This window comes from Bauldia sp., from assembly GCF_020442045.1.
In the GTDB taxonomy this organism is placed as follows: domain Bacteria; phylum Pseudomonadota; class Alphaproteobacteria; order Rhizobiales; family Kaistiaceae; genus Bauldia.
In genome coordinates, this window is sequence record NZ_JAGRLA010000103.1 from 1 (window position 1) to 12,333 (window position 12,333).

Here is a 12,333-nt window from a genome sequence, read left to right on the forward strand (position 1 = left end):
CACGTCCTCCGCGACGCCGCAGGATGTCTTCCGCAAGGCGATCCAGGAAGCCGGGATGCGTGGCGGCGCGCCGCGCGAATCGGATGCGCGCGCGCGGATCGCGGCGCGCGCCGAGGCGGCCCGCCACAATGCGACCGCGCCGGACCTCAGGGGTACGCCCGACGCGAGGCCGGCGCCGCCGCGCGAGCCAGTTCGCCGGATGCCGCCTCCGCCGCCGCCACCGCCCCCCGAAGCCGAGAATTACGTCGAGTATGAAGCCGAGGAGGAATACCTCCCGGCAAGCGGCTACCGCCTTCCGGCCGCCGCCAGGGCGGAAACGCGGGGCGACGAGCCGCGTCTTGCCCCGGAATATGATCAGGATCAGGGGTGGGAGGACGTGCCGCCACCCCCGCCGCCTGGCGGGCGCGGCGGGGACGGCCCGAAGGTCGACAAGGGCGACCGCCTGGCCTTCGCCCAGAAGCGCCGTGGCCGCGGCTATGTCGATGCCGAGATCGCCGAGGACGACCTTGGCGACGCCAAGCCGAAACGGTCGCGGCTGCCGGGCATCATCCTGACGGTCCTGATCATCGGCGTGGTGGGCGGTCTCGCGGCGCTCGGCTGGTCACAGCGCGCGATCCTCACCGACCTGCTCGCGTCGTTCGAGTCGAGCGAGCCGCCGACGCTCAGCGAGGCGCCGGCCGACGGGCCATCCGAGACCTCGAAGAATGCCGACCGGCTGCTGGCCAGCGATCAGCCCGCCGATCCCAATGTGCGGGTCGTCGGCGGAGACGACGAAGCCGGATCCGACATGGAGGCGATGCCCGGCGCCGATGTCGTGCCGGCCGTCCCGGCGTCGGCCGATGCCGGCGCATCGCCGGATGCCCTGGTTGCCCAGAAGGCGATCCTCTACGAGGAGCCGGTGGGCGATGCGGGCGACGGCGCCGGTGTCACCGCGATCAACGCGGCGGTCACCTGGCGGTTCATCGAAGACGGGCCGAACGGTCCCGAAGTCGAGGCGCGGCTCGATGTTCCCGAGCGGGACATGACGGTTCGTTTCACCTTCCACAAGAACCAGGACGCAACCCTGCCGGCCAGTCACCTGATCGAGGTGACGGTCGACACGCCGGCCAACTTCCCCGGCCAGGGCGTCAACGAGGTTCCGCGCGTCGTGCTCAAGTCGAGCGAGGAGGAGCGCGGCCAGCCGCTGGTCGGGGCCGCCGCCAAGGTCGCCGACGGCTTCTTCTGGATCGCGCTCTCCGCGAACCAGAATGACATCGCCGCGAATGTCGCGCTGCTCAGGGCAAGGAACTGGATCGACCTGCCGTTCGTCTACGGCACCGGCCAGCGGGCGATCCTGACCTTCGAGAAAGGCACGCCCGGAGAGCGCGTCTTCGAGGAAGCCTTCGCCGCCTGGGGAACCGGCTAGGCGCTTACGACATGGCAGCCGGTCATTTAACCGGCTTGCCCTTTCCCCGTCGGCCTGCAATGCTGACCCTGTTCCGAGGGGTGTTCGTTTTCGAGCTGAGATGACCTGACGGTCGAACCCTTCGAACCTGATCCGGGTCATGCCGGCGAAGGGAACGGAACGGGTTTATCCGACTCCTCGTCACATGACCGGATCGCTTTGGGAGGCGATTGGCCGGTCAATGTTGTTCGAGGCGATCTCGATAGCCGGACTCCACCGCGGCGGCGGGCGATGATCCTCGTCCGCGCCTTCTTCGTCGCCGTCGGGCTGATCGTCGTCTGGCAGGCGATCATCCTGGTCTTCGCACCGCCGGCCTTCATGCTGCCCGCGCCGGTCGCGGTCTTCGAGGCGCTGCGCGACCGGCCCAGCCTCTGGCGGGTCGATGCGGTGACCACCGCCACGGAGACGGTGATCGGCCTCGTCGCCGGCACGGCTCTCGGCATGCTGCTCGCCCTGGTGATGAGCTTCCTGCCGACGACCAAGCGAATGCTGCTGCCGCTGATGGTGGTGAGCCAGGCGCTGCCGGTCTTCGCCATCGCGCCGCTGCTCGTCCTGTGGCTTGGCTTCGGGCTCGCCTCGAAGATCGTCATGGCGACCATCGCGATCTTCTTTCCCGTCGCCTCCGCCTATAACGACGGCCTCGCGCGCACCGACGGCAACCTGCTCGAGCTTGCCCGCCTCTACGGCGCCAACCACGTCCAGCAGGTCGCGTTGCTGCGCGTCCCCTCGGCGCTGCCCGCGCTGATCACCGGCATCCGGCTTGCCGCGGTCTACGCGCCGATCGGCGCGCTGATCGGCGAGTGGGTCGGGGCCTCGTCGGGGCTCGGCTACGCCATGCTCCAGGCCAATGCCCGTTCGCAGACGGCGGTGATGTTCGCCTGCCTGTTCCTGCTTGCCGCGATGTCGGTGCTGCTTCGCGCCGGCGTCGACTTCTTCACCCGCGACCTGACTCCATGGGTCCCGGAAACCACCTGATGGGAGTGAAAATGACTGCTCGTTTCCTGTTTGCGGCCTTTGCCCTGATGCTTGCCGCGGTCCCCGCCTCCGCCGCCGACAAGCTGACGGTCCTGCTCGACTGGTTCGTCAATCCCGACCATGCGCCGCTGGTCATCGCGGCGGAGGGCGGCTATTTCGAGCGTCACGGGCTCGATGTCGAGCTGATCGCGCCGGCCGATCCGAGCGCGCCGCCGCGTCTCGTCGCCGCCGGCCAGGCCGATATCGCCATCACCTACCAGCCGGACCTGATGCTTCTCATCAACGAGGACCTGCCGCTCGTCCGCTTCGCGACCCTGATCGAGACGCCGCTCAACGCGCTGATCGTGCTTAAGGACGGTCCGGTCAAGACGCTTGCCGACCTCAAGGGCAAGAAGGTCGGCTTCTCGATCGCCGGCATCCAGGACGCCTATCTCGACGGGATCCTGAAGTCGGTCGGATTGACCACCGACGACGTCGAGATGGTCAACGTCAACTTCAACCTGGTCAGCGCCCTGCTCTCCGGCCAGGTGGATGCGGCGATCGACGGCTACCGGAATTTCGAGCTGACCCAGCTCGAGATCGAAGGCAAGCCGGGCATCGCCTTCTATCCCGAGGAGCACGGCGTGCCGATCTATGACGAGCTGATCTTCGTCGCCAAGTCGGACCGGCGCGACGACCCGCTGCTCGGCCGCTTCGTCGCCGCGATCGAGGAAGCGACGGTCTTCCTCACCAACCATCCGGACGAGGCGCGGGAGATGTTCCTCGCGTCCCATCCCGATCTCAACGACGAGCTCAACCGGCGCGCCTTCGACCTCACCCTGCCACGCTTCGCCAAGCGGCCGGCGGCGCTTGATGCCGGCCGTTATCAGCGCTTCGCCGAATTTCTCGCGGCGCAGGGACTGATCGACGGGATTCCGCCGGTGGACGACTACGCGGTCGTGCCGCGCTGACCGCGGAAAGTGGACGGCCGCCCCCGGGCAGGGGCGGCCGCGAATTTCAGGCGAAGGTGACCTTGCCGGTGGCGATGTCGTAGCCGCCCGACGCCGTCTTGAGCTTGCCCGCCTTCCGGGCTTCCGAGAGGATCGGCGTGGCGGTCGCCGCATATTCGGCGTTGAGCCTGGCATTCTCCGCGGTCGCCGCGGCCAGCAGATCGTCGGGATTGGCCGCCATCGCGGCCTCGACGGCCGGACGGATCGCATCGATCAGGCTCGGCAGATGACCGGGCAGCTCGGTACCATTCTTGACGGCATCGATCGTGGCGCCGATCGCGCCGCAGGCCGAATGGCCGAGCACGACGATCGTCTTGATGCCGAGAACCAGGGAGCCATATTCCAGGCTTGCCAGCCCATCCTCATTGATGAAGTTGCCCGCGACGCGAACGACGAACAGATCGCCCGGCCCCTGGTCGAAGATCACCTCGGGCGCCACCCGCGAATCGGCGCAGCTGACGATGGCGGCGAATGGCGCCTGTCCGCGGGCGCGCTCGGCGCGGCCAGGGGAAAAATCGGTGTTGATCGGCGTATTCGCCACGTAACGGGCATTGCCGTCGATCAGGCGCTGGATCGCTTCGTCCGGATTGCCCGGGTCGGCATCTTCGGCCCGCGCGGCGATCGGGTGAAGGGGAATGGTCGCCGCCGCAGCCAGCGCGACAGCGCCGCCTCGAATCAGGCTGCGACGACTAAGGCTGGCGATGCATTGCTGGCACATGGGCCATCTCCTCCGGTTGGACGGCGGAGATTGCGCCTCGGCTTCCTTTCAAGTGATTAATTTCAATATCGAAATTGCGTCTATGCACCCATGGCGCCGCCGCCATCGACGACGATGTCCTGCATGGTGAGGTAGGTTGAACGGTCCGAGAGCAGGAAGGCGACGACGTCGGCGATCTCCTCGGATCGCGCCAGCCGTCCGAGCGGGACGGGGAGGCGGTAGGCATCGAGATTGCCGCCGACCACGACTTCCGGGGTCTCCATCGTCGCCATGAGGCGCTGGACCATGCCGGTCTCGGTGACGCCCGGCGACACGCAGTTGACCCGGATGTTCCGGGGCGCGAGCTCGAGGCCCGCGACGCACATCAACTGGGCGACCGCCGCCTTCGAGCCGCAATAGGCGCCCTGCGCGATGCGCGGTGTCCGCGCCGCCGTCGAGGCGATGGCGACGATCGAGCCCTGCTCGCGCGGGATCATCCGGCGGGCGACCGCCTGGACGACGAGGAAGGCCCCCTTGACGTTGACGTTGAAGGTCGCGTCGAAATCGGCCTCGGCCATCTCGGCGACCTGCCCGAATTTCTGGATGCCGACGACATGGGCGAGGCCGTGGATCGGGCCGACGGTGTCCTCGACGATCGAAACGCAGGCCTCGACCGCTGGTCCGTCGGTGACGTCGAGGGTGAAGGCGCGGCAGTTGTCGCCGAGATCCTTCGCCAGTGCCGTCACCCCGTCTCCGTTGACGTCGGCGACGGCGAGATGCACGCCCGCCGCGTGCAGCGTCCGCGCCACGCCCTCGCCGATTCCCGTCGCCGCGCCGGTGACCAGCGCTACCTTGCCGTCGAGACCGGCAAATTCTTCCGCCATGGATTCCCCCCTTCAGAACTGGACTGGCGTGCACACCCATACCGTCCGTCGCCGTCGCGCGAAACCGAAAAAGGGTCGCGGACGGCGCCGCGCAAGGGCCAGGCCGAATACCTGCCCTCGTTTCCGGGAGGCCGAAGTGCTATCGTCCATCGCGCTGGAGTGCCTGATATGGGACAGCCGGTGAGCAGACTGGCCGCCGCGGCTTTGGCAATCACGTCGTTGTCAGTGCCGTCTCAGGGTTTCGAGGCTTCCGCGGTGGAGCGCCTGAGGACATCGAACCAGTGCGCGGGTTGCGACCTCACGGAAGTGGTCCTTTGGAACGCGGCGCTGGGTGGTGCCGACCTTCGCGGGGCCAAACTTCACGGCGCCCTCCTTGCGAGCGCCACGCTGACCGGGGCGAACCTCGCGGCCGCCGACCTGACGGAGGCGGTGATGAGCCGCGCCGACCTGTCGGGCGCCGATCTCCGGGAGGCCGACGCCACCAATGCCGAACTCGCCTGGGCCCGACTCGTGAAGGCGCGGCTCGGCGGCGCGAATCTCTGGAACGCCAACCTGTCCGACGCGCGAATTGCGCATGCCGATCTCACCGGCGCCCGGCTGACCTATGCCAAGCTGTGGCGTGCCGATCTCTCCGGAGCCGTCCTGCGCGGAGCAAACCTGAAGGACGCCCACCTGGCCGACGCGATCCTCACCGGGGCGGACCTCGCCGGTGCGATATTCTGCAACACGACGATGCCCGACGGCCGGATCGACAACAGCGGCTGCTAGGCTTGCCTCGGCGCCGCGCGCGTCAGGCGCCGGCGGCTTCCGTCTCGATCTCGGCGCGGGCGCGCTCGAGTTCCCTGGCGCCTTTCCTCACCGCCTTCTGGACCTTCTCGAAGGCGCGGACCTCGATCTGGCGGACACGTTCGCGCGAGACGCCGAATTCGCCGGAAAGCTCTTCCAGCGTGATCGGATCCTCGGCCAGCCGGCGCGCCTCGAAGATGCGCCGCTCGCGGTCGTTGAGAACGCCCATGGCGTCCTTGAGGAGCTGGCGACGGCTGTCGAGCTCCTCGTTCTCGGCGTAGCGCTCCTCCTGGTCCGGCGAATTGTCGACCAGCCAGTCCTGCCACTGGCCGCCGCCGTCCTCGTCGCTGCGCAAGGGCGCGTTCAGCGAGGCGTCGCCGCCAAGCCGCCGGTTCATCGAGATGACGTCGTCCTCGGGCACCCCGAGCTTCTCGGAGATCTCCTTCACCTGCTCGGGATTGAGGTCTCCGTCCTCGAGGGCGCTGATCTGGCCCTTGACCTTGCGCAGGTTGAAGAACAGCCGCTTCTGGTTCGCGGTCGTCCCCATCTTGACCAGGCTCCAGGAGCGCAGGATGTATTCCTGGATCGAGGCCTTGATCCACCACATGGCATAGGTGGCGAGGCGAAAGCCCTTGTCGGGCTCGAAACGCTTGACCGCCTGCATCAGGCCGACGTTGCCCTCGGAGATGACTTCGCCGATCGGCAGGCCGTAGCCGCGATAGCCCATGGCGATCTTGGCGACGAGCCGGAGGTGGCTGGTCACCAGTTGATGCGCGGCATCGCGATCCCCATGTTCCTTGTAGCGCTTGGCGAGCATGAACTCCTCGTCCGGCGCGAGCATCGGGAACTTGCGGATTTCGGTCAGGTAGTGCGAGAGGCCGGATTCGCCGCTCGCGATAACAGGCAGGCTTGCACGGGCCATGGTCTGGCGCCCCTTTCTTCCCCCGGCAATTCCGGCGGGAACTGCTGCCGTGCCTCCCAATAGGCCACGGCGAACACGCTATATAGGTACGATATTGGCCGGGAAAAGCGCCGGCATTGCGGCGTTGATGATTGTCCAGTCTTTACAGTGACTTGAGCGCGGATATCAGCGCCGCCATGTCGGCCGGGGGCGGGCGCTCGAAGGCCATTCCGGCGTGGGTCGAGGGATGCTCGAAGCCGAGCCGCCAGGCGTGCAGGGCCTGCCTGCCGAAACCCGAGAAGGCGTCGCGCATGGGTTCGGGCAGCCGGGCGACCTTGGTCGCGAAGCCCGCGCCATAGGCCTGGTCGCCGATCACCGGATGCGCGATCGAGGCGAGATGGACGCGGATCTGGTGGGTGCGGCCGGTCTCCAGCCGGCATTCGACCAGCGAGGCGACCGGCGTGGCGCCTTCCGGGAATCGCTCGACCACCGTGTAACGGGTGACGGCGTGGCGGCCGCCGCTCCGCCTGATCTCGATCTTCTCGCGGTTCTGGCTCGACCGGCCGAGGGGGGCGTCGATGGTGCCATGGGGCCGGCCGGGCGCTCCCCAGCAGAGCGCGAGATAGGCGCGTTCCAGCGGCCCCTCGCGGCCGTGATCGGCGAACTGGGCGGCGAGGCTCTGGTGGGCGCGGTCATTCTTGGCGACGACCAGCAGGCCGCTGGTATCCTTGTCGAGGCGGTGGACGATGCCCGGCCGCGAGACGCCGCCGATGCCTGAAAGGCTCGGGCCGCAATGGGCGATCAGGGCGTTGACCAGGGTGCCGGTGCGGTTTCCGGCGGCGGGATGGACGACCATCCCGGCCGGCTTGTCGACGACGATCAGGTCGTCATCCTCGTAGACGACGTCGAGGGCGATCGGCTCGCCCTCCGGCTCGGCCGGCTCCGGCGGCGGCAGGGTGACCGTGATCGCCTCTCCCGGTTTGACCGGCCTTTTCGGCTCCTCTATCGTCGCGCCGCCGATTGCGACCATTCCCGACACGATGAGGGCCTTGGCGCGGTTCCGCGACAGATCGGCGATGGCGCGGGCCAGATAGGCGTCGAGTCGGGAGCCGCTCCCGGCCTCGTCGACGACAACCTCGATACGCGTTCCGACCTGACCGGCTGACATGGCTGATCCATTCGACGACGAAGACGAAAAGCCGCTCGACCCCGCCGTCCTGCGGGTTCAGCAGCGGCTGCGCCGGCTCATGCTGATCGCCGGGCTGACGTTGGGAATCGGCATCCTCGCCGTCTTTGGCGGCATCGTCTACCGCATATTGCAGGACGATACGGCCAGGCCGGCGGCGCTGCCGAAGGATGCCGCGACGCCGACGATCTCGCTGACCGAGCTGGGACTTGCGCCGGACGCCCGCATCGTCTCCTCCGCCCTCGATGGCAATCGTCTTTCGCTGACCTATGCCGACGCGGCCGGAACCACCATCGTCGTCTTCGAGATGCCGTCGATGACGGTCGTCGGCCGGCTGCGGGTCACCGACGAATAGACCCCCGGGGTTCAGCGACCCTTCCGAATCCGCTATGCCTTTCCTGGGCCGAGCGATCAGGCAGGCGACCGGCGAGGCAGGCAGGTGGAGCGCAAGCGCGGGCAGGGACCGATACCGACCACCTTCGACGGTGTCCTGGCGGCGATCGTCGCCGGCTTCCTGCTGTTCGCGACGTTCCTAACGCTTAAGCCCTTCATCCCGGCGATCCTCTGGGCGATCGTGCTGGCGGTGTCGGCCGCGCCCCTGCATGGCCTGATCGAGCGGAAAGTCGGCAACCGGCGGCGGCTCGCCGCGCTGATCACCAGTGTCATCCTGGTGCTGATCCTGGTCGTGCCGGCGATCGGGCTGACCCGCGGGATCATCGCCTACACCCCCGGGCTGCTCGCCTGGGTCAATGCGGTCTCGGCCGACAGCGTGACGACGGCGCCGCAAAGCATCAGGAACCTGCCGTGGGTCGGCGACGTTCTCAGCCGCAACTGGGAGCTGATCGTCGGCGAGGGCAAGAGCTACATCGCCCATTTCCGGGACGACATCGAGCAGTGGCTGGTCTGGGGCCTGCAGGAGGTCGAGAATGTCGGCCTCTTCGTGTTCGAGATCGCGCTCGGCGTGGTCCTTGCCGGCGTCTTCCTCGCCCATCGCGGCCGGCTGTCGGGCTTCGCCGAGACGTTCTTCCACCGGGTCGGCGGCAGCGTCGGCACGACGCTCCTCGGGCGGGCGGTCAGGACGACCCGCAGCACCGTGCGCGGCGTCGTCGGCAGTGCCGTCGCCGAGGCGCTGGTGGCGACCTTCGCCTATCTGATCGCCGGCGTGCCGGCCTGGCTGCTGCTCGGCGGCCTGACCTTCTTCGCGGCGCTGGTCCAGATCGGCGCGCCGCTGGTCTGGATTCCGGTGGCGCTGTGGCTGCTTGCCGAGAACGATCCGGGCTGGGCGATCTTCGTCACCCTGTGGGGCATCCTCGTCGTCTATCCGGTCGAGAACCTGTCGCGGCCGGTGCTCGCCGGCAGGACGGCGGAGCTTCCGGGACTGCTGATCTTCGTCGGGGTGCTTGGCGGCCTCGTCGCCTGGGGCCTGATCGGCGTCTTCCTCGGGCCGGTGATCCTGGCGGTCGCCTATGACCTCATCCAGGTGTGGTTCCGTGCCGACCCGGAATCCGGCATGCGGGAAGACGGGCCGTCGCGAGGCGATACCGACGAGCCTTCGGCCGCCGAATGACAGAACGGCGAAGCCGCCGCTTGAAGTCGGCCCGGACGATGGCTATAGAATGACGGCCTGCTGCTGCTCCCTTCGTCTAGCGGTCTAGGACGCTGCCCTCTCACGGCAGAAACAGGGGTTCGAGTCCCCTAGGGAGCGCCAACCATCCCCTTTCGCCGCAGAATTCCGCCATTTCGCTCCCGGTTTGGGAAAGCGGTTGGGAAACCGGTCCACGATCTGTTCGAGCCAGGCGTCAATTTCGGCGCACCGGACGAACCATTCCCCGTTCACCCGATGGTCTGCAAATCGTCGATGGAGCTCCGCTTCCAGCCATCGCCGGCCGGGAAGGCGCCTCAGCCGGGCAATCGCACCATCCAGAATTTGTGACCCGGGGTTTCGAGGGGGACACCGTGGCGCTCGGCGCATGCCGCGGCTTCCTCTTTGACCGCGGGGAACATGTTGGCGTAGTCGTCGCCGCAGATGATGCCGCCCGGCTTCACCTTCGTCTCCCAGTATGCGACGTCCTCGGCGACCCAGGGCGCCTGGTGCATCGCATCGATGAAGACGATGTCGGCGGGCGGATGAGGCCAGTCGCCGCCGGAACTGTTGCGCTGGATCGGCACGACGTTCGGCAGGTGCGCGGTGAAGGCGAGGAACTGTTTCAGCGGGTCGCCCTTGAGGTCCACCGTGTCACCAAAGGGGCCCTTGTATTCCTTCGGCATCCACTTCCACAGGTCGATGGCGATGACGGTGGCGCTGGTGTTGGCGGCCCATGCCTGGGTCGATTGGCCCATCCAGGACCCGACCTCGACAATCAGGCCATCGGGCGGAACTGCGGCCGCGAGCCCGGCGATGACGATCAGGTCCTTGGGGTTCATCCAGCCCGGGATGTCCCGCAACGCGGGGGGCTGCTGATCCCGGGCCTGATTCAGGGATGTCATTCGGGGTATCCTCCTTCGCCGAAAAACCTGCCTGTCGGGGGACTTCTAGCGCGTGACCCACATAATAACCAAGGACGAATACTTCACCGCCCTGAACGACGAAAGGACCAGCGCGATCCTCGAGCGCACGCAGCGACAGGCCATGGACCTCAAGCATCTGCAGGATGCCTGGATCCTCTATCACCTGAGGGATGCCAGCGAACTCAGGATACTGGAGGTGGGAGGCGGCCATTCGCGGGCGTTGCGGTTCGTCGCCGATGCCAACGAGGTGTGGAATATCGACGACTTCGGCAGCGTCGGCACGCCACGCGCCGATCGGCAGGTACCGAAGATTCCCGGCGTCAGAATGGTCCCGGAGGCGCTCGGGTCTTTCTCGCCGGAGCTGCCCGACGGCTATTTCGACGTCGTCGTCAGCATCTCGGTCATCGAGCATGTCCCGTTCGATGTGTATCCGAAATTCTGGGCGGACCACGCGCGCGTCATGAAGGCTGGCGGGCTCGCCCTGCATGCGGTCGATTTCTACATCGGCGACGAACCGGATCCGGTGGCCGAACGCCGGGCCGACGAGATGTTCCAGGCATGGGAAGACAGCGGACTGGTACCGGAGGAAATCTCCCTCGATCGGCCGATCGTCTTCCGGTCGAGCTTCGCCTCCAATCCGGATTACGGGATGTGGGTGTGGAACGCCTATGCGCCCGGGCTGACCGCGCTGCGATCGGCTGCCCAGTCGGTCAGCCTGGGCGCTGTCCTCAGGAGAGGTTGAGGCGGCAAGGTCCGCCCGGTGCTCAGCCCGGCGCGGCGCCGTCGCGATAGAGCGTGGCATAGCGGGCGGCGCTTGCACTCCACGAGACATCCGCCTTCATCCCGTTCCTCTGCAGCCGCTGCCAGGCGGCCGGCTCACCGTAAAGGGCGATCGCCCGCAGCAGGGCGCCTTTCAGCCCGTCCGCATCGACCGGAAGGAACTGGATGCCGGTGGCGACGCCGGCGTCGAGCGCGGCATGATTGGCGTCGATGATCGTATCGGCGAGGCCGCCGACCCGGGCGACCACCGGGACGCATCCATAGCGCAGGCCATAGAACTGGGTGAGGCCGCATGGCTCGAAACGCGAGGGGACCAGGATCGCGTCGGCGCCGCCCTGGAGGAGATGCGACAGCGGTTCGCTGTAGCCGGTGACGATGCCGACCCGGCCGGGATGGCGGGCGGCCGCCGCCCGCAGCATCGCCTCGATGCCGGGATCGCCCGAGCCGAGCAGGGCGAAGTGCGCGCCCGCCGCGACCAGCGGGTCGATGCAGTCGCCGAGAAGGTCCATGCCCTTCTGCCAGGCGAGCCGGCTGACGACGCAGAACAGGATGCCGTCGCCGCGATCGAGGCCGAAAGCCTTCTCGACCTCACGCTTGTTGGTCTTGCGCGCGGTCAGCCGCCTTGCCGCATAGGGGCGGGCAAGGTGGGAATCCGTTTCCGGGTCCCAGGTCTCCGTGTCGATGCCATTGACGATGCCGGACAGCACCGCCTGCCGCCCTCGCAACAGGCCGTCGAGGCCCATGCCGCCTTCGCCGGTGCAAATCTCCCGCGCGTAGGTCGGGCTGACCGTGGTGATCGCGTCGGCGCATTGCAGCCCGGCCTTGAGATAGCCGACCCCGCCGTAATATTCGACTCCGTCGAGGGCGAAAGCCTCCGGCGGCAGGCCGAGCTCGGCAAAGATCATCGAGTCGAACCGCCCCTGGAAGGCCATGTTGTGGATCGTCATCACGCTCCGCGCGGCGGTGCCGCTGCCGAAGCGGAGATAGGCCGGGACCAGGCCGCTCTGCCAGTCGTGGCAGTGGACGACGTCCGGGACGAAGGCATCGACCGACCCGTTGCCGATATCGGCCGCGGCCCGGGCGAATGCCGCGAAGCGCCTCCAGTTGTCCGGCCAGTCGACGCCGTTCGCGTCGACATAGGGATTGCCCGGCCGGTCGAAGAAGCCCGGCGCGTCGAGGACGA

At 67.7% G+C, this 12,333-nt stretch carries 13 protein-coding genes, 1 tRNA gene and 1 riboswitch; of the genes, 8 read left to right on the forward strand and 6 right to left on the reverse strand.

Features of this window, described 5'->3' with window-relative positions; genetic code table 11:
* The 3 genes from KDJ86_RS11455 to KDJ86_RS11465 all read left to right on the forward strand — a co-directional run.
* A partial coding sequence (locus KDJ86_RS11455) for a hypothetical protein (protein WP_291745679.1) occupies positions 1-1,405 on the forward strand: 1,405 nt, incomplete at its 5' end.
* Positions 1,406-1,471: 66 nt separating this feature from the next.
* Positions 1,472-1,577, forward strand: a riboswitch (TPP riboswitch).
* Positions 1,578-1,675: 98 nt separating this feature from the next.
* Positions 1,676-2,419 carry an ABC transporter permease gene (locus KDJ86_RS11460; protein WP_291745681.1) on the forward strand — a complete coding sequence of 248 codons (744 nt, stop codon included), beginning with the start codon at positions 1,676-1,678 and terminating at the stop codon, positions 2,417-2,419.
* An 11-nt stretch (positions 2,420-2,430) separates the two neighbouring features.
* Complete coding sequence (locus KDJ86_RS11465) at positions 2,431-3,369, forward strand: ABC transporter substrate-binding protein (protein WP_291745683.1); 939 nt, start codon at positions 2,431-2,433, stop codon at positions 3,367-3,369.
* A gap of 46 nt (positions 3,370-3,415) precedes the next feature.
* Here KDJ86_RS11465 and KDJ86_RS11470 read toward each other — a convergent pair whose 3' ends face one another.
* Both KDJ86_RS11470 and KDJ86_RS11475 read right to left on the reverse strand, forming a co-directional pair.
* A complete protein-coding gene (locus tag KDJ86_RS11470; protein WP_291745685.1) occupies positions 3,416-4,126 on the reverse strand; it encodes a carbonic anhydrase in 711 nt (236 codons plus the stop codon).
* A gap of 80 nt (positions 4,127-4,206) precedes the next feature.
* Positions 4,207-4,989 (reverse strand): SDR family oxidoreductase, encoded by a 783-nt coding sequence (locus tag KDJ86_RS11475; RefSeq protein ID WP_291745688.1) that lies wholly within the window; start codon positions 4,987-4,989, stop codon positions 4,207-4,209.
* 168 nt (positions 4,990-5,157) lie between these two features.
* On the opposite strand from KDJ86_RS11475, the gene KDJ86_RS11480 reads away from it, so the two are divergent.
* Entirely contained in the window at positions 5,158-5,757 is a 600-nt protein-coding gene (locus KDJ86_RS11480; protein ID WP_291745691.1) for a pentapeptide repeat-containing protein, read from the forward strand.
* A gap of 22 nt (positions 5,758-5,779) precedes the next feature.
* Here the strand turns inward: KDJ86_RS11480 and rpoH are convergent, their stop codons facing one another.
* Together rpoH and KDJ86_RS11495 are read right to left on the reverse strand one after the other, a co-directional pair.
* A complete protein-coding gene (rpoH, locus tag KDJ86_RS11485; protein WP_367116791.1) occupies positions 5,780-6,697 on the reverse strand; it encodes an RNA polymerase sigma factor RpoH in 918 nt (305 codons plus the stop codon).
* Positions 6,698-6,839: 142 nt separating this feature from the next.
* Entirely contained in the window at positions 6,840-7,844 is a 1,005-nt protein-coding gene (locus tag KDJ86_RS11495; RefSeq protein WP_291745693.1) for an RluA family pseudouridine synthase, read from the reverse strand.
* Between KDJ86_RS11495 and KDJ86_RS11500 the strand changes: the two genes are divergently transcribed.
* From KDJ86_RS11500 to KDJ86_RS11510, 3 genes are all read left to right on the forward strand, one after another.
* Complete coding sequence (locus tag KDJ86_RS11500; RefSeq protein ID WP_291745695.1) at positions 7,843-8,217, forward strand: hypothetical protein; 375 nt, start codon at positions 7,843-7,845, stop codon at positions 8,215-8,217. The two genes, KDJ86_RS11495 and KDJ86_RS11500, sit on opposite strands and share 2 nt — an antisense overlap.
* A gap of 84 nt (positions 8,218-8,301) precedes the next feature.
* On the forward strand, positions 8,302-9,429 hold the full coding sequence (locus tag KDJ86_RS11505; protein ID WP_291745697.1) for an AI-2E family transporter: 1,128 nt from the start codon (positions 8,302-8,304) through the stop codon (positions 9,427-9,429).
* Between the two features lie 65 nt (positions 9,430-9,494).
* Positions 9,495-9,570 (forward strand) — tRNA-Glu (locus KDJ86_RS11510).
* Between the two features lie 191 nt (positions 9,571-9,761).
* Here KDJ86_RS11510 and KDJ86_RS11515 read toward each other — a convergent pair.
* Positions 9,762-10,349 (reverse strand): class I SAM-dependent methyltransferase, encoded by a 588-nt coding sequence (locus KDJ86_RS11515; protein WP_291745699.1) that lies wholly within the window; start codon positions 10,347-10,349, stop codon positions 9,762-9,764.
* Positions 10,350-10,401: 52 nt separating this feature from the next.
* Between KDJ86_RS11515 and KDJ86_RS11520 the strand changes: the two genes are divergently transcribed.
* Positions 10,402-11,112: a methyltransferase domain-containing protein gene (locus KDJ86_RS11520; protein WP_291745701.1), complete on the forward strand. Its 711-nt coding sequence runs from the start codon at positions 10,402-10,404 to the stop codon at positions 11,110-11,112.
* Positions 11,113-11,134: 22 nt separating this feature from the next.
* Here KDJ86_RS11520 and glgA read toward each other — a convergent pair.
* Positions 11,135-12,333 (reverse strand): glycogen synthase GlgA (gene glgA / locus KDJ86_RS11525; protein WP_291745702.1); only part of this gene is annotated, 1,199 nt, incomplete at its 5' end.

Coding starts and splice junctions, on each gene's coding strand:
- KDJ86_RS11460 (WP_291745681.1), top strand. CDS start 1,676: ATGATCCTCGTCCGCGCCTTCTTCGTCGCCGTCGGGCTGATCGTCGTC.
- KDJ86_RS11515 (WP_291745699.1), bottom strand. CDS start 10,349: ATGACATCCCTGAATCAGGCCCGGGATCAGCAGCCCCCCGCGTTGCGG.
- KDJ86_RS11470 (WP_291745685.1), bottom strand. CDS start 4,126: ATGTGCCAGCAATGCATCGCCAGCCTTAGTCGTCGCAGCCTGATTCGA.
- KDJ86_RS11500 (WP_291745695.1), top strand. CDS start 7,843: ATGGCTGATCCATTCGACGACGAAGACGAAAAGCCGCTCGACCCCGCC.
- KDJ86_RS11495 (WP_291745693.1), bottom strand. CDS start 7,844: ATGTCAGCCGGTCAGGTCGGAACGCGTATCGAGGTTGTCGTCGACGAG.
- rpoH (WP_367116791.1), bottom strand. CDS start 6,697: ATGGCCCGTGCAAGCCTGCCTGTTATCGCGAGCGGCGAATCCGGCCTC.
- KDJ86_RS11465 (WP_291745683.1), top strand. CDS start 2,431: ATGACTGCTCGTTTCCTGTTTGCGGCCTTTGCCCTGATGCTTGCCGCG.
- KDJ86_RS11480 (WP_291745691.1), top strand. CDS start 5,158: ATGGGACAGCCGGTGAGCAGACTGGCCGCCGCGGCTTTGGCAATCACG.
- KDJ86_RS11475 (WP_291745688.1), bottom strand. CDS start 4,989: ATGGCGGAAGAATTTGCCGGTCTCGACGGCAAGGTAGCGCTGGTCACC.